The sequence below is a fragment of the Rhodanobacter sp. FW510-R10 genome (assembly GCF_058781105.1).
Map to the genome: position 1 here is coordinate 2,190,122 of NZ_JBYSWL010000001.1, position 16,851 is coordinate 2,206,972.

The 16,851-nt window shown below is 64.0% G+C and carries 14 protein-coding genes; 9 read left to right on the forward strand and 5 right to left on the reverse strand.

Annotated features, from left to right (window positions below; translation table 11 throughout):
- Positions 1-189 precede the first annotated feature (189 nt).
- From AC3WJB_RS09490 to AC3WJB_RS09505, 4 genes are all read left to right on the forward strand, one after another.
- Entirely contained in the window at positions 190-1,425 is a 1,236-nt protein-coding gene (locus AC3WJB_RS09490) for a M28 family metallopeptidase (protein WP_492680938.1), read from the forward strand.
- 103 nt (positions 1,426-1,528) lie between these two features.
- Complete coding sequence (locus tag AC3WJB_RS09495; protein WP_492680940.1) at positions 1,529-2,038, forward strand: peptidylprolyl isomerase; 510 nt, start codon at positions 1,529-1,531, stop codon at positions 2,036-2,038.
- A gap of 90 nt (positions 2,039-2,128) precedes the next feature.
- Positions 2,129-3,328, forward strand: a complete 1,200-nt coding sequence (locus tag AC3WJB_RS09500; protein ID WP_492680942.1) for an aminotransferase class I/II-fold pyridoxal phosphate-dependent enzyme — start codon at positions 2,129-2,131, stop codon at positions 3,326-3,328.
- A 115-nt stretch (positions 3,329-3,443) separates the two neighbouring features.
- Positions 3,444-4,430, forward strand: a complete 987-nt coding sequence (locus AC3WJB_RS09505; RefSeq protein ID WP_492680944.1) for a malate dehydrogenase — start codon at positions 3,444-3,446, stop codon at positions 4,428-4,430.
- A gap of 93 nt (positions 4,431-4,523) precedes the next feature.
- Here AC3WJB_RS09505 and ahpF read toward each other — a convergent pair whose 3' ends face one another.
- The 3 genes from ahpF to AC3WJB_RS09520 form a co-directional block, all read right to left on the reverse strand.
- Positions 4,524-6,131 (reverse strand): alkyl hydroperoxide reductase subunit F, encoded by a 1,608-nt coding sequence (ahpF, locus tag AC3WJB_RS09510; protein ID WP_492680945.1) that lies wholly within the window; start codon positions 6,129-6,131, stop codon positions 4,524-4,526.
- Positions 6,132-6,252: 121 nt separating this feature from the next.
- Positions 6,253-6,816: an alkyl hydroperoxide reductase subunit C gene (gene ahpC, locus AC3WJB_RS09515; protein ID WP_492680946.1), complete on the reverse strand. Its 564-nt coding sequence runs from the start codon at positions 6,814-6,816 to the stop codon at positions 6,253-6,255.
- Between the two features lie 161 nt (positions 6,817-6,977).
- On the reverse strand, positions 6,978-8,297 hold the full coding sequence (locus AC3WJB_RS09520) for a dicarboxylate/amino acid:cation symporter (protein WP_492680947.1): 1,320 nt from the start codon (positions 8,295-8,297) through the stop codon (positions 6,978-6,980).
- Between the two features lie 174 nt (positions 8,298-8,471).
- Between AC3WJB_RS09520 and prpB the strand changes: the two genes are divergently transcribed.
- Together prpB and prpC are read left to right on the forward strand one after the other, a co-directional pair.
- A complete protein-coding gene (prpB, locus tag AC3WJB_RS09525; protein WP_492680948.1) occupies positions 8,472-9,362 on the forward strand; it encodes a methylisocitrate lyase in 891 nt (296 codons plus the stop codon).
- Positions 9,363-9,423: 61 nt separating this feature from the next.
- On the forward strand, positions 9,424-10,575 hold the full coding sequence (gene prpC, locus AC3WJB_RS09530; protein ID WP_492680949.1) for a bifunctional 2-methylcitrate synthase/citrate synthase: 1,152 nt from the start codon (positions 9,424-9,426) through the stop codon (positions 10,573-10,575).
- Between the two features lie 93 nt (positions 10,576-10,668).
- On the opposite strand, the gene AC3WJB_RS09535 is transcribed toward prpC, so the two are convergent.
- Entirely contained in the window at positions 10,669-11,277 is a 609-nt protein-coding gene (locus tag AC3WJB_RS09535; RefSeq protein ID WP_492680951.1) for a glutathione S-transferase family protein, read from the reverse strand.
- 148 nt (positions 11,278-11,425) lie between these two features.
- Positions 11,426-12,127: a TerC family protein gene (locus AC3WJB_RS09540; protein ID WP_492680953.1), complete on the reverse strand. Its 702-nt coding sequence runs from the start codon at positions 12,125-12,127 to the stop codon at positions 11,426-11,428.
- A 278-nt stretch (positions 12,128-12,405) separates the two neighbouring features.
- Between AC3WJB_RS09540 and AC3WJB_RS09545 the strand changes: the two genes are divergently transcribed.
- The 3 genes from AC3WJB_RS09545 to fghA all read left to right on the forward strand — a co-directional run bounded on the left by AC3WJB_RS09545 (position 12,406) and on the right by fghA (position 16,618).
- Positions 12,406-13,857 carry a bifunctional 2-methylcitrate dehydratase/aconitate hydratase gene (locus AC3WJB_RS09545; protein ID WP_492680955.1) on the forward strand — a complete coding sequence of 484 codons (1,452 nt, stop codon included), beginning with the start codon at positions 12,406-12,408 and terminating at the stop codon, positions 13,855-13,857.
- Positions 13,858-14,197: 340 nt separating this feature from the next.
- The gene (locus AC3WJB_RS09550) at positions 14,198-15,367 is read left to right on the forward strand and encodes an OmpA family protein (RefSeq protein ID WP_492680957.1); all 1,170 of its coding nucleotides are present in this window, start codon (positions 14,198-14,200) and stop codon (positions 15,365-15,367) included.
- A 402-nt stretch (positions 15,368-15,769) separates the two neighbouring features.
- Positions 15,770-16,618 carry an S-formylglutathione hydrolase gene (gene fghA, locus AC3WJB_RS09555; protein WP_492680959.1) on the forward strand — a complete coding sequence of 283 codons (849 nt, stop codon included), beginning with the start codon at positions 15,770-15,772 and terminating at the stop codon, positions 16,616-16,618.
- Positions 16,619-16,851 lie beyond the last annotated feature (233 nt).

A 16,851-nucleotide genomic window follows, 5' to 3' on the forward strand; every position in this document is an offset into this window, starting at 1 on the left:
TCGTCCATGGTCACCCGGCTTCCAGGAATTTCGCATGCGGCGGTTTGTGTTTGCCGGCATTCCCGCAGCGGGTGCGCCCATGCCTGGTCTTGCCGCGCCGCGCCCCGGCCGGAGTGCCAGGCCACCAGCCGGTCCGGCGTCGAGGTGTAGACTGCGCGCTGCGCTGGGTTTTGGGGGCAGATGATGAGCATGTCTTGGACTCGGTTGTTGGCGGTGGCCGGTGTGGTCGCCATGGGCGGGATGGCCGGGACGTCCGTCGGCGCGCAAGCGCCTGGGGCAGATAGTCCCCAAGCGGCCGTCGACCCGGTGAAGGTCCTGGTCGACCGCCTGGACCTGGCGCAATACAAGGCCACCGTCAAGGGACTCACGAAGTTTGGCGACCGCCGCCAAGGTACGCAACGCAACCGGGATGCAGTCGATTGGATCGAGGCACAGCTGAAGAGTTATGGCTGCACGCCCACCGCACGCATCACCTACGATTTCCAGCCGCGCCCGCGGCCGGCGCGGACGCCTGAGGAAATCCACCAGGCCCAGTTGCGCTTCATGCAGGCGCGCAAAGGCCCGGGTGGCTCGCGCCTGCGCGGCAACGTTGCGGCGACCGGAGTGAACACGGACCCGATGAAGCAGCCGGATGCGAAGCTGCGCGCGCTGGATACGCCGCCGAGCGTGCCGGGTGAACGCCAGGAGGTGTATTGCACGAAGGTCGGCACCACCCATCCGGACGAGATGTACATCGTCAGCGGGCACATGGACGGTATTGGCTGGGGCGAGGCGGCAAACGACGACGGTTCGGGGACGGCGCTGGTGCTGCAGCTGGCGCGTGTGCTGAGCTCGCCGGACGTGAAGACCGACCGCTCGATCCGCTTCATCCTGTGGAACAACGAGGAGACCGGGCTCAACGGCTCGCGTGCCTATGTCGAGCAGCGCGCCGCGCTGCAGGGCAAGGAGGATCCGGTGGGCTCGGGCAAGTATCCGGAGCCCAAATGGCTCGGCGTCATCCAGCACGACATGATGATGTTCGACCACGGCATGCCCCGGGCCGACGGCAGCGTCAGCAAGGTGCAGCGCCCGGAGGCCGACGTGAATATCGAGTTCCAGTCCAATTCTAAGTTCGCCGCCGACTCGCAGAAGCTCGCCTGGGCGCTGGCTGACGCAAACGACAAGTACGCGACCGACTACCCGGCACAGGTCGGCCAGCACATGACCAATACCGACTCGGCGCCGTTCCAGGACCTGGCGCCATCGATCAGCGTCCGCGAGAACGAGCGTGGTGCGCAGATTGGCGCGGGCTGGGATCCGCAGTGGCACCAGCCGACTGACCTGTACTCGACCTACAGTGATGCGGACTTCCGCCTCGGCCTGAATGCGGCGCAGACCACGCTCGGTGCGGTGGCGAAGCTGGCTGGTGCCAAGCTCGAGAAGTGAGCGCGGACCGTGGCGCCCCGGCGTGGATGGCAATGACATCGCGTATGCTTGGCGGCTTGTCCGCCGATCGGCGGCAAACAGTCATCGAACCAGAGGACGCGCCATGACCATCCATGTCACCTTCACCACCAACCGCGGGCCGATCCACTTGCGCCTGCACGGGGACAAGGCGCCGATCACGGTGGCCAACTTCGTCAACCTGGCGCGCCGTGGCTATTACGACGGCTTGTCCTTCCATCGCGTGATTGCCGACTTCATGATCCAGGGCGGTTGCCCGGAGGGCTCCGGACGGGGTGGCCCTGGCTACCGTTTCGAAGACGAATTCCATCCCGGGTTGAAACACGACAAGCCGGGCGTGTTGTCCATGGCCAATGCCGGCCCCGGCACGAACGGCAGCCAGTTCTTCATCACCCATGGCCCGACGCCGTGGCTGGATGGCAAGCACAGCGTGTTTGGCGAAGTGCTGGACGCGGCAGACATGGCCGTGGTCAATGCCATCCAGCAGGGCGACACGATCGAGAAGGTCGTGGTGGAAGATGACGTCGATGCATTCCTGGCCACCCAGGCCGACCGCGTCAAGGAGTGGAACGCCACCCTCGACGCGCGCGTCTAGGTGCCTGGCGAGTAGCATCGCCAGCCCGGAGCGGGGCCGGTGGCCGTGATAAAATAGCCGTCTTTAGTCCTCGCTCGAAGTGTGAGAGCCATGCCGCAACTCGCCGGACGCGTCGGTCGCGCCAAACCCAGCACCATCATGGTGATTGCCCAGAAAGCCAGGCAGCTCAAGGCCGCCGGGCGCGACATCATCAGTTTTTCGGTCGGCGTACCGAATTTCCTGCCCGGTGAACACGTGTACGCGGCGGCACGTGAAGCGCTGGCGCACGACAGCGGCCAATACGGCAACAACCGCGGCTCCGAGGCGCTGCAGGACGCGTTCCTGCAGCACATCGAGGCGCTGGGCTTCCACGGTTACCAGCGCGCCAACGTGGCGATCGGCATCGGCGCCAAACAGGTCCTGTATAACCTGGCCGAGGCACTGCTCGACGAGGGCGACGAGATCACGTTTGCCGCGCCATACTGGACCACTTATCGCGACATTGCCGACATCGTCGGGGCGCGCATCAATCCCTTGCCCTGCGGACCGCGGCACAACTACAAGCTCACGCCGGAGCAGCTCGATGCCGCCCTGGCACGCAAGCCCAAGGTGTTCCTGTTCAACAATCCGGCCAACCCGACCGGCATGGTCTACACCGCCGGCGAAATTGCCGCGCTCGCTGACGTCCTGGTGCGCCACCCCGAGACTTGGATCGTCACCGACGACATCTACGCGGCCATGGTTTTCGACGGCATCGGCTACCACAACTTCGTCCACGCCCGGCCGGAATTGCGCGATCGGCTGGTCTTCGTGGACTCCGTATCCAAGACCTATGGCATGCCCGGCTGGCGAGTCGGTTTCCTGGCCGGTCCGGTGGTGGTCGCCAAGGCGATTACCACGTTGAACTCCAGTCACATCACCAGTTTGCCGGAAGTGGTGAGTGCCGCGGCGGTCGCTGCCTTGACCGGCCCGCAGGACGTCACCCGCGCCAAGTGCCAGGACTTTGCCGCCCGGCGCGACGTGGTGTACGGCGCCTTGAGCGCGATTCCCGGTGTCGTATGCCCGCGCCCACAAGGCGCGTTCTACGCCTTCCCGGACATTTCCGTGGCCTTCGGCAGGCGCCACGGCGACATGCACATCGACGATGACGTCAGTTTTTGCGCGGCGCTGCTGGAGGCCAAGGGCGTGGCCTGTGTGCCCGGCTCGGCGTTTGGCGAAGCGCGTGCCATGCGCATTTCCTATACCTGCCCGGTTGCCCAACTTGAGCCAGGGCTCAAGCGCATCACCGATTTCTTTGCCGAGCTGGGCTGAAAGCGGGCTGTTGTCGGGCTCGCCCGGCGACGGCAAGCCTCGGCGCTGGCCGCGCAGTTTGCCGGCCGGTCGGCTTGAGGAATCTCCATATCCATCCTTGAGGAGTCTGTAGCTGATGAAAGCCCCTGTTCGAGTTGCCGTTACCGGTGCCGCTGGCCAGATTGGCTATGCCTTGCTGTTCCGTATTGCCGCAGGCGACATGCTGGGCGCTGATCAGCCGGTGATCCTGCATCTGCTGGAAATCACGCCGGCACTGCCGGCCTTGCAGGGCGTCGTGATGGAGTTGAACGATTGTGCGTTCCCCACCCTGGCCGGTGTCGTCACCTCCGATGACGCCAACGTGGCGTTCAAGGACGTGGACTACGCGCTGCTCGTCGGTGCCCGCCCGCGTGGCCCAGGCATGGAGCGCAAGGATTTGCTGCAGGCCAACGGCGGCATCTTTGGGCCGCAGGGGCGGGCCCTCAATGCCCACGCCAACCGCAAGGTCAAGGTGCTGGTGGTCGGCAATCCTGCCAACACCAATGCATTGATTGCGCAGCAGAATGCGCCTGACCTCGATCCGGCACGCTTTACCGCCATGGTGCGCCTGGACCACAATCGCGCCAAGTCGCTGCTGGCCGAAAAGACCGGCAAGCACAATACCGACGTGCGCAAGATGATCATCTGGGGCAACCACAGTTCCACGCAGTATCCGGACGTGTCGCAGGCAACCGTCGCGGGCAAGCCGGTATTGGACCTGGTCGGCCAGGATTGGTACGAGAAGGAGTTCATTCCCACCGTGCAGCAGCGCGGGGCGGCGGTCATCAAGGCGCGCGGCGCGTCCTCGGCGGCGTCCGCAGCGGCCGCGGCCATCGACCATATGCGCAGTTGGGCGCTGGGCACGGCCGAGGGTGATTGGGTGTCCATGGCGGTGCCGTCTGATGGCTCCTACGGCATCGCGCCAGGGGTGATCTACGGCTATCCGGTGACTTGCCGCGACGGCAAGTACCACATCGTGCAGGGCCTGGATATCAGTGAGTTTTCGCGTGCGCACATGGATGCCAGCGACCACGAACTGCGCGGCGAGCGCGCCAGCGTCGAGCACTTGTTCGCCAAGAAATGAGCTGCACACCATGATGGACGAAGGGCCGGCTTGCGCCGGCCCTTCGTGTGCATGCTGCCCGGCGCCGCGACGCCGTGCCTGACGCGCTCCGCCTCAGGCGGCAACCGTTTCCATGGCGGGCGCGGGGATGGGGGCGCGGATGAGATGGTCGAACGCGCTCAACGCCGCTGTCGAGCCGGCACCCATGGCGATGACGATCTGCTTGTACGGCACCGTGGTGGCGTCGCCGGCGGCAAATACCCCCGGCAGGGAGGTGCGGCCACGGCCGTCGATGACGATTTCGCCGCGCGGGCTCAATTCCAACGTGCCCTGCAGCCATTCCGTGTTCGGCAGCAATCCGATTTGCACGAAGATGCCTTCGAGCTCGAGCGTATGCGTGCTGCCGTCGGCGCGGTCCTGGTAGACCAGCCCACCGACCTTCTGGCCGTCCCCGACGATCTCCGTGCTCTGCGCGTTGACGATGATGTCGACGTTCGCCAGGCTGCACAGCTTGCGCTGCAACACGTCATCGGCGCGCAGCTTGCCGTCGAATTCAACCAGGGTGACGTGGGCCACGATGCCCGCCAGGTCGATGGCCGCCTCCACGCCGGAGTTGCCGCCACCGATCACCGCCACGCGCTTGCCCTTGTACAGCGGCCCGTCGCAGTGCGGGCAGTAGGCCACGCCCTTGTTGCGGTATTCGTCCTCGCCTGGCACGTTCATGTGCCGCCAGCGCGCGCCCGGCGAGAGGATCACGGTCTTCGCCTTCAGCGTCGCGCCGTTGGCCAGGCGTACTTGGGTCAGGCCACCCGTCGCCGCGGCCGGTATCAGCTCCACTGCGCGTTGCAGGTTCATGATATCCACGTCGTAGTCCTTGACGTGCTGCTCCAGGGCCACGCCCATCCGTGGGCCATCGGTGGCGCTGACCGAGATGAAGTTCTCGATCGACATGGTGTCAAGCACCTGGCCGCCGAAGCGCTCAGCCGCAAGTCCCGTACGGATGCCCTTGCGCGCCGCATAGATGGCCGCGGCCGCGCCGGCCGGGCCACCGCCGACGACGAGCACGTCGAACGCCTCCTTGGCCCTGAGCTTTTCCGCCTCGCGCGCGCTGCTGCCGCTGTCCAGCTTGGCCAGGATCTGCTCCAGGCTCATGCGGCCTTGGTCGAACGGCTCGCCGTTGAGGAATACGGCCGGCACCGACATCACCTGGCGCGTGGCCACCTCGTCCTGGTACAACGCACCGTCGATGGCGACGTGCTGGATCTTCGGGTTGAGCACGCTCATGAGGTTCAGGGCCTGGACCACGTCCGGGCAGTTCTGGCAGGACAGCGAGAAATAAGTCTCGAAGCGAAACACGCCGTCGGGGGCGGGGCCCTCGAGGTTGCGTATCTGTTCGACCACCTCGGGCGTGACCTTGGCCGGGTGGCCGCCCACCTGCAGCAAGGCCAGGATCAGCGAGGTGAATTCATGGCCCATGGGAATGCCGGCGAACCGCACGCCGATGGCGGTTCCCGTGCGCTTGATCGCAAACGACGGCTTGCGCGCATCGTCGTCGTCGCTACGCTTCAAGGTGATTCGCGTCGACAGCGCGGCGATTTCCCGCAGCAATTCGTCGAGCTCGGCCGATTTCGCGCTGTCATCCAGTGCCGCGACGATCTCGATCGGCTGCTTGAGTTTTTCCAGATAGGCCTGCAACTGGGCGGTGAGAGTGGCATCCAGCATGACGGACTCCGCGGTGAATTCCTGGGATGCCGGGGTGCGCGCGGTAGGCAGGCGCCCTCCGGCACCATGTTCGAGAGCGGACCCGGGCACACCCGGGCCCGTGGGCAGGGCAGGTGCAGCTTTAGATCTTGCCGACCAGGTCCAGCGAGGGTTTCAGGGTCTTCTCGCCTTCCTTCCACTTGGCCGGGCAGACCTCATTCGGATGGGCAGCGACGTATTGCGCAGCCTTGACCTTGCGTAGCAGTTCCAGCGCGTCGCGCCCGATGCCTCCGGCGTTGAGCTCGATGATCTGGATCTTGCCGGCCGGATCGATGACGAAGGTGCCGCGATCGGCAACGCCGTCGGCTTCGATAAGGACTTCGAAGTTGCGCGACAGCGCCTGCGTCGGGTCACCAACCATGGTGTAGTTGATCTTGCCGACGGCCTCGGAGCTGTCGTGCCAGGCCTTGTGTGCGAAATGCGTGTCGGTCGAGACGCTGTAGATTTCCACGCCAAGCTTCTGGAACGCGGCGTAGTTCTCGGCCAGATCCTCGAGTTCGGTCGGGCACACGAAGGTGAAGTCTGCCGGGTAGAAGAACACTACGGACCACTTGCCTTTCAAGTCGGCGTCGGTCACTTCGATGAACTTGCCGTTCTTGAATGCCTGAGCCTTGAATGGCTTGATTTCCGTATTGATCAGGGACATGGGTTTCTCCTGTGATGATTGAACTGCGAGGTCAAGCATAAGGCGGGCCCATATCATCAGTCCAATTGATTGTGGGAATAAGATTGATTCGATGGGGCTATGGCGCGACCATCACATCGGGCACCGCGGACGCGGCCTTCGCAGGCCGTGCGGAATGCGCCTCAAGATGCCGACAGGTTGCCGCTACGCCGCATCTGGGTATCGACCACGGTGGCAACGACGATGTCGCTGCCGACGTTGACCGTGGTGCGCATCATGTCCAGGATGCGGTCCACGCCAATGATGATGCCGATGCCTTCAGGCGGCACGCCGAAGGTGGCGAGCAGCCCGGCAATCATCGGCAGGGAACCGCCCGGGATGCCGGCGACGGCGACGGCGCTCAATACCGACATCAGCATCAGGATGAATTGCTGGCCGAGCGCCAGCTCGATGCCGAAGGTCTGGGCGACGAACAATACGACGCAGCCTTCGAACAAGGCCGTGCCGCTCATGTTCATGGTGGCGCCGAGCGGCAGCACGAAACCTGCGGTGCTGGGTGAGAGCTTGAGCTCGTCGTGGGCGACAGCAAGCGAGGCGGGCAGGCAGGCATTGCTGGAACTGGTCGAGAAGGCGGTGACCAGCAGTGCCTCGATCTGGCGGAAATAGCGCAGGGGCGAGCGCTTGGCGAGGAACTTCAGCCACAGCGACATGGTGCCGAACAGATGCACCGCGAGTGCCACCGCGCAGCCGACGACGAATACCGACAACGCCAGCAGTACGTCGGGCCCGACCTTCACGATCACGCTGTAGATCATTGCCGGTACCGCATAGGGCGCCAGTTCGAGCGCATAGCCGACGATCCGTGTCATCAGCTCGGTGACCGTGTCCAGCGCGCCTTGCACCCGCTTGCGTTGCTTGCCGCGCAACTGGGTCGCGGCGGCACCGACCAGGATCGCGAACAGGATCAGGGGCAACACGTCGCCCAGCACATCGCGGCTCGAGCCCGCGACCGCGCCAACCAGGTTGCGGGGCATGAACATCTCCACCAGCGTGGCGAAGCTCATGCTGGGCTGCGCGGCCTTGGTGGCAATGCTCTGCTGCGCACCACCGCCGTACTCCTGCATCAGTTGCGTACGTGCCTGTTCATCCAGGTGGTGGCCGGGCTGCACCGTGTTCATCATCACCAACCCGATCATCACCGCGATGAACATGTTGGCGAAGAAGAGCCCGAACGTGCGCCCGGCCAGCGGTCCAAGCTTGCTCAGCTGGCCGAGCTGGGCGACGCCCGAAGCCAGCGACGCGAACACCAGCGGGATCACCACAAAGAACAGCATGCGCAGGAAAATCTGCCCGAACGGATCGAATACCGCGGTGGAGATTTTCCGCATCAGCTCCAGCGTTGCCGGATGCAGGTAGCCGATGCTCAGGGTGAGTACGGCGGCGACGACGCCGATGACCAGACCCCACAGGATGCGTTTTGCCAGCGAGTTGGTTGCGCTCATCGTGCCGAATGTACGGGAGCCGGGGCGTTTCGTCACCTCCCATGTCGGTTGTTCGGCCGGGCACCCTGTGCCGGCGAATTTGACCGGTGATTCCGGGCCGTCGCCACTGGCGTTTTTGGGCCCGGGGGCCGTGGCTGGCGATGGGCTAAAATGACGCTTTGCCCCGGAGTCGACATGAGTAGCCATCAATCCGCCGGCGAGCGTTTTCGCGCGGCCGTCGCGGCCGAGCGGCCGCTGCAAGTGGTCGGCGCGATCAACGCGTATGTCGCCCGCATGGCGCAGCGCACCGGCTTCCGGGCCTTGTATTTGTCGGGCGGCGGCGTGGCCGCGAACTCCCTGGGTACCCCGGACCTGGGCATCAGCGCGCTGCAGGACGTGCTCACCGACGTCGGCCGCATCACCGATGCCTGCGACTTGCCGGTGCTGGTCGATGCCGATACCGGTTGGGGCGGCGCGTTCAATATCGCGCGCACCGTGCGCTCGCTGATCAAGGCTGGCGCCGGCGCGATGCACATCGAGGATCAGGTGGCGGCCAAGCGCTGCGGCCATCGCCCCGGCAAGGCGATCGTGTCCAGGCAGGAAATGGTCGACCGGGTGAAGGCGGCGGTCGATGCCCGCAGCGATGCGCAGTTCGTCATCATGGCCAGGACCGATGCCATTGCCGTCGAGGGGATTGAATCCGCGATCGAGCGTGCGCTGGCCTGCGTGGAGGCCGGTGCGGACATGATTTTCCCCGAGGCGATCCAGACCCTTGCGCAATACCGCGAGTTCCGGGCGGCAGCACGGGTTCCGATACTGGCGAACATCACAGAGTTCGGCATGACCCCGCTGTTCACCCGCGACGAGCTGGCCAGCGCGAACGTCGACATCATCCTGTATTGCTGTGGCGCCTATCGGGCGATGAACAAGGCGGCGCTGGATTTCTACCGGACCGTGCGCCGCGACGGCACGCAAAAGGCAGCGTTGCCGAACATGCAGACGCGGGAAGAGCTTTACGATTTTCTCGATTACCACGCTTACGAACGCAAACTGGATCAGTTGTTCGCCAATGGCGGTACTGATTGACCCTTCGGCCCTCGGCGCGACGCCGAAAGATTGACGCGCATTTCAAATGGAGATGGTACGCATGGCTGAAACGACGCAAACCTTACCCAAGCCCAAGAAGTCGGTGGCCTTGTCCGGAGTGGCTGCCGGCAACACGGCGCTGTGCACGGTCGGGCGCAGCGGCAACGACCTGCATTATCGCGGCTACGACATCCATGAGCTGGCAGCCAAGGGCACGTTTGAGGAAGTGGCGTACCTGCTGGTCTACGGTGTGCTGCCGACCTGGGCCGAGTTGAAGCGCTACCGCGCGCGCCTGCAACGCCTGCGTGGGTTGCCCGCGCCGGTCAAGGCGGCGCTGGAACTGCTGCCAGCCGCCACGCACCCGATGGACGTATTGCGTACCGGTTGCTCGATGCTCGGCACGGTATTGCCCGAAGGCGCGGGCCACGACGTCAGCGAGGCGCGGGGCATCGCCGACCGCCTGATGGCGAGCTTCGGCTCGATGCTGCTGTACTGGTACCACTTCAGCCACAACGGCAAGCGCATCGAGACCGAGACCGAAGACGCCTCGATTGCCGGGCACTTCCTGCACCTGCTGCACGGCAAGGCGCCAAGCGAACTGCACGCGCAGGCCCTGGACAAGTCGCTGATCCTCTACGCCGAACACGAGTTCAACGCCTCGACGTTTGCCGCACGCGTCATTGCCGGCACCGGTTCGGACCTGTATTCGGCAATCACTGGTGCCATTGGCGCGCTGCGCGGCCCCAAACACGGCGGCGCGAACGAAGTGGCGATGGAGATCATCTCGCGCTACCGCAGCGCCGACGCGGCCGAGGCCGACATCCGCGAGCGCGTGGCACGCAAGGAAATCATCATTGGTTTCGGACATCCGGTGTACACCGTCTCCGATCCGCGCAACGAGATCATCAAGGAGATCTCACGCAAGCTGTGCACGGACGGCGGCAACCCGGTCTTGTTCGACATCTCCGAACGCATCGAAAAGGTGATGGCCGAGATCAAGAAGATGTTCCCGAATCTCGACTGGTTCTCCGCCAGCACCTACCACATGCTGGGGGTGCCCACGGCAATGTTCACGCCGCTGTTCGTGATCTCGCGTACGGCCGGGTGGAGCGCGCACGTGATCGAGCAGCGCGAGGATGGCAAGATCATTCGGCCGAGTGCCAACTACATCGGCCCCGAAGACCAGGTCTACGCGCCGATCGACAAGCGTTGAAGACCCGGCCAGGGCATCGGTACGGTGCCCTGGCCGCATGCCCTGGGCTTTGCGGTCCGCCAGCGCGTTGAAGCCGCACGCCCGCGCGGCGGCTCATAGGCCCTGCGCGTGCTCCGCTGCCTTGACGCCGGGATCCGCTTGCATGCGCTTGAAGAAGCGCTGCAGGCCATCCATGGCGCCGAGGTCGATCTCCTTGGCCTTCGCCCAACGCAGCAGGACATACAGGTAGGGATCGGCGATCGAGCGCCCGGCGCCGGCAAGCCAGTCATGCTTGGTCAGCGGCGTGTCGGCGACCGCAAACAGCACTTGCAAGCGACGCTTGGCGTGCGCCGCCAGATCGTCGTATTGGCTGCTGTCGGCGAGATAGCGTTCCGGGGAAAACATCGGCTTGAACGATTGGTGCACGTCGGAATTGAGGAACCCCAGCCAGTGGTTGACATCGGCGCGACCGCGCGGGCCCTCACCGGCGAGCTTGGCCTGCGGGTGCAGGTCGGCAAGGTAGTGCAGGATCGCCACGTTCTCGTTCAGCACGAAGTCGCCGTCGACCAGGGTCGGCACCACGCCAGCCGGGTTCAGGCGCAGGTACTCGGGGGATTTAAGTGCCTCGCGTTTGACTTCGGCAATCTCAAAGGGCGCGCCGATCCATTCCAGCACGGTGTGCGCGACCAGCGGGCAGGCGCCCGGCATGTAATAAAGCTTCATGGCCACTCCAGGTTCAACGGGAGAAGGTTTTCAGTGTGGCGCGGCATCGTGCCAGCTTCAAGGCGGCGCAGCTCGGTGGCTTGGGATCAGCCGTCCATTCGTGGCGTGTTGTCGGCGCCGGTGGTGGCGGCAATGACGCGCGGCGTGCTCAGGCTGCCGGCGGAGATGACCGTCTGGCGTGCGGATATGGGCGCCGTCGTGCCAGCCAGCCACCGCCGCAAACACCCAGGAGCAGGAGCGCATCCAACACGTAGCGCATGGCGGGGTGGGAGTCGAACCAGCCGTGCAGCCAGTCGTCATGCGCAATCATGCGGCCGGCCGTGAACGCGATCATCGCCGCGCCGACGTACATGATGATTGGAAAGCGCGCAATCAGCCTGAGGATGAGCGTGGATCCCCATACCACCAGGGGCACGCTCACCAGAAGGCCAAGCAGGACCAGGCCCAGGTGGCCCTTTGACGCGCCGGCAATGGCCAGCACGTTGTCCATGCCCATCAGCGCGTCGGCGATGATGATGGTGCGTAGTGCATCCCAGAATGTGGCGGTGGCCTTGACCTGCGGATCGTCACTGTCGTCGTGGCGCAGCAGGTTCCACGCAATCGGCAGCAGCAGCGCACCACCAGCGAGCATCAAGCCTGGCAGCTTGAGCAGGTAAACGACGATCGCGGTCAGCGTGAAACGCACGGCGACCGCGCCGAACGTGCCCCAGAAGATCGCCTTGCGCTGCAATTGCCGTGACAGGCGGCTGGCCGCCATGGCGATGACGAGCGCATTGTCGCCGGCCAGTACCAGGTCGAGCAGGATGACGGCCAGCAGGCCGGAGAAAAATTCGCTGAAGGCAAGTTCCATGGCGTACTTCCAGACGCGGCAAAGGCTGTGGCCGACACGAACCCGCGCGGTTCATGACCACCGAAAGTCTCGTTCGCAAGAAGCTGCCATGGGGCCGGGGCGATGCTTCACCCGTGCTGACGACCGTCATACCGGCGCGCATTAGGCGTGTGCCGGGAACTACTCCCTTTTGACGTGCGCAGGCATTGTGGGGAGTGCCTGGGTCATGGTCAAGCCGCGGTCGCCTGCCTCCGCAGGGCTCGGCTAAAATAGTGAGTCTCCGCCAGCCAGGATGTGTCATGACCGATGTTGATATCCGCTCCGCCAAGCGCCCCGATCCTGACCAGCCGCTGGTGGACATAGCCGAGTACGTCGTCGACTACCGCATCCATTCCGGCGAGGCGTACGACACGGCTCGTTACGTATTGCTCGATTCGTTGGGCACGGCGATGTTGGCGATGAAGTTCCCCGAGTGCGTGAAACATCTCGGTCCCTTGGTGCCAGGCGCAACCCTGCCCGGTGGCGCGCGCGTACCTGGCACCAGCCATGAGCTCGATCCAGTGCAGGCCGCCTTTGCCATCGGCACGCAGATTCGCTGGCTCGACTTCAACGACACCTGGCTGGCCGCCGAGTGGGGCCATCCGTCGGACAACCTGGGCACCATTCTCGCGGTGGGCGATTACCTCAGCCGCAAGGCGGCGCGCGAGGGTGGCACGCCGCTGAGTGTGCGCGACGTACTCGGCTATGCGATCAAGGCGCATGAAATCCAGGGTTGCTACGCGCTGCTCAACAGTTTCAACCGGGTAGGGCAGGACCATGTGATCCTCGTGCGCCTGGCTTCCACCGCCGTCGCTACGGCGATGCTGGGCGGCGGCAAGGAACAGATCATCGCGGCGGTTTCCAACAGCTGGATCGACAACGGGGCGCTGCGCACCTACCGGCATGCACCGAATACCGGGCCGCGCAAGAGCTGGGCCGCCGGCGACGCGTGCCGGCGCGCTGTCACCCACGCCATCAACGCGGTGTACCGTGGTGCGGTGGGCTATCCGTCGGCGCTCAGTGCCCGCACCTGGGGCTATTACGACGTGGCGTTCAACGGCAAGCCGTTCGAGTTCGAACGCCCGTTCGGCAGCTACGTGATGGAAAACGTGCTGTTGAAGATCAGCTATCCCGCCGAATTCCATGCACAGACCGCGGTGGAATGTGCAATCCGCCTGCATCCGCAAGTGGCCGGACGCCTGGACCAGATCGCCAGGATCAGCATCGAGACCCAGGAAGCGGGCTGTCGCATCATCGACAAGACCGGTCCCTTGGCCAACTACGCCGATCGCGACCACTGCATCCAGTATATGGTGGCGGTGCCGCTCATCTTCGGCCGCCTGGTGGCCCAGGATTACAGCGACGAGGTGGCCGCCGATCCGCGCATCGACCGCTTGCGTGAAAAGATGGAGGTGACGGAGAACCCGCAGTTCACGCGCGACTATTTCGACCCGACCAAGCGCTATATCGGCAATTCGGTGCAGGTGTTTTTCACCGATGGCAGCAGCACCGACAAAGTCTCGATTGATTACCCGATCGGTCATCGCAAACGGCGCGCCGAGGGCATCCCGGTGCTTTTGCAGAAATTCGAGGTGGCAATGCGTGGCCACCTGCCGGCGCACCAGGTTCAGACCATCATGCGGGCGACGGCCGATCCAGATCGCCTGGATGCGATGCCGGTGCAAGACTTCATGCGCCTCTTCACGTTGTAGAGACAAGCCAAATGGAAGATGGCCCCTATTGGCGCGCGAGTTTTTTATGGGGTCGCCGGGGCGGCAGTGGCGGGAGGACGGGGCACAACGTCGTTCGTCGTGAGGCTGGGATCGTCGTCCGCACGCGAGGCTTCCTGAATGAAGCCTCACCAACGAGAACGAAACCAGCTTTGGTTTATGCGAGGAAATTAACGATTTTGCTACACTCTGTCCCGCTTGTTGTAGAACCACCAGGTGCGAGTTGCAAGCAGCGTGAAGGAGAAAACGGGCTTCCGTTTGTTGCAACGCGACCTGGTCGAGGTTCGGACGGACGCGAGAACCTTCACCTGAGGAGAAACCGATGAAACGTAAGGGTTTGTATTTTTTGATCGCGCTGGCCTTGGGCGGCGTAGGGGCCGTGCATGCCCAGGATGCGGCGGCGCCGGCCACTCCAGTCGACAGCTCGAGCAGCGATGCGGTTTCGCCGAGCTTTGACGGTCGTTGGTACGTAGCGCCCACTGTCGGCGGTTATTACAACGATACGGACCGCAACACGAACAGCCGCCAGTTCTATTACGGGCTGGGCATCGGCAAGTTCATCAATCCGAATATTTCACTGGATCTCTTTATCGATCGTACCAAGCGCGATCGTGATCGCGGCCCTGCGGCGGGTGGAGGCCATTCGTCGACCCAGAATTGGGCCAACAACACCACGGGTATTGCCGCCCGTTTCTATGCCGGCGATTGGAACTCCTGGCGGCCCTATGCCTTGGCTGGAATCATGGGCAGTCACCACAATAATTCCGGCGACAATGGCTGGTCACCTGCCGCGGAACTGGGCGCCGGTCTTTCCAAGACCATCACCGACAGCTCCGATGTGCGTCTGGAAGCCGGTTATCGCTATGACTGGGATGACAAGACCCAGCGCAACCAGAATGGTTATGGCGACTGGTTCCTCGGTTTGAGCGTCGTCGCCCGGCTCGGTAGCTTGCCGCCGCCGCCGGCACCCGCGGCACCGCCAGCCGCTCCGGCGCCCGCAGCTCCGGATTGCTCGACCCTGGATGCGGATGGCGATGGCGTCAACGATTGCCTCGACAAGTGCCCGAATACCACTGCCGGCACGATCGTCGGCCCGGATGGCTGCGCACAAAAGGTGGTGATCGATCTGCGCGGTGTCAACTTCAAGTTCGACCGGCCGAAGAAGGGCGAGACGGACATTTCCAAGTCCCTGGCCGTGCCGACTTCGGATTCGATGGCGATCCTGAGCCAGGCCGTTGATACTCTACAGCGCTATCCGCAAGTGCACGTCACCGTGGCTGGTTATACCGATTCAGTCGGCACCGATGCGTACAACCAGGGCCTGTCGGAGCGTCGCGCGAAGATCGTCTACGACTACCTGACCAGCCATGGCATTGACGCCAGCCGTCTGGAAGGCCCGATTGGGCATGGCGAGAGCGACCCCATCGGCGACAACGCGACCGATTCGGGTCGTGCGCAGAACCGTCGTACCGAGCTGCAAGTCCAGCAGTAATAGGCTGCTTTCCCGCGTATGAAAAAGCCCGGCTTCGGCCGGGCTTTTTTTGCGTGCAGGATATAGATGGTGTCAGACCCTGCACACAGGGAACCGGCGGCCAAGCGCACGCGTAGCGTGGTATCGACCTCCAGCGGTTCGTCAGCCCGGGTTCTAGGCGCGCGGAAACTAGCACTGGCACTGCAAAGCGCAGCGGCTCCGCCGGGAGCCTCGTGCACGGAATTTGGGGCGAGCCAAGTGCATAATTGATAGGGCCAGTGCTCGTGCCGGTGCTGCGCCGAAGCCCCTCGCTCGCGATACCCCGCCGCCTCAGTGACGTGGCAAGTCGAGCTTCGGTCGCGGTCTGCTGTCGACGCTGGCCGGCGGGTCAACCCGGTGTATTCGTACAAAGGAGAAATGGACATGAGCGAGATTGAAACGTTATCGGAACAACGCTGCTACGGCGGGGTACAAGGATTCTACCGGTTCGTTTCGGATGCCTGCGGGGGGCCGATGACATTCGGGGTATACGCACCGCCGCAGGCTGCGCGTGGCAGGTTGCCCGTGCTGTACTGCCTTGCTGGGTTGACCTGCACAGCGGAGACCTTCTTGATCAAAGCCGGTGCGCAACGTATCGCGGCGGAGCTTGGATTGCTATTGGTCGCACCCGACACCAGCCCACGTGACACCGGCTTGGAGGGTGCCACCGGTGATTGGGAATTTGGCGAAGGCGCCGGTTTCTATCTCAATGCGACCCGCACGCCGTGGGCCGCGCGTTTCAATATGGAAACCCACGTCGTCGAAGAGTTGCCCGCGTTGATCGAGACTCACTTCGCCGCAGAACCTGCCCACGCGGGGATCATGGGACACTCAATGGGCGGTCACGGTGCCTTGACGCTGGCACTGCGACATCCGGGCCGGTATCGCTCGGTGTCCGCGCTCGCCCCGGTCGTCGCGCCAACGAAGGTCCCGTGGGGACGCAAGGCGTTGCCTCGTTACCTTGGTGACAATCCTGCGGTGTGGGCCGGGCACGACGCCTGCGAACTGGTTCGCGCCGGCAAGCGCTTCGCTGGCACGATCCTGATTGATCAAGGTGCTGCCGATAATTTCCTTCGCGAGCAGTTGCGCCCGGAACTCTTTGAACAGGTTTGCCACGAAACAGGTCAACCGCTGGAGTTGCGCATGCAACCCGGGTACGACCATAGCTACTGGTTCATCCAGTCATTTATCGAGGACCACCTGCGACACCACGCCGCAGTGTTGTGTGTTTGACCTCCTGGTAGTCCGCGCGGGCGACCGCCTCGACGCGAGACGGGGTCTGGTCTGGCAGTTCCCGCGTCATGCCCACGGCGGCTTTGGTTCCGACAAGCTTCGACCAGTCGTACTGCCTCTGGCTTGAATTCCAGGGTGTGGTGTGTTCGCGTTGCCTCCGTCGTGGTTATCCTTGCGTGGCTTGAATCACATGACAAGGGGTACGTCTCTCGGGGGCAAGATCAATTCGACCT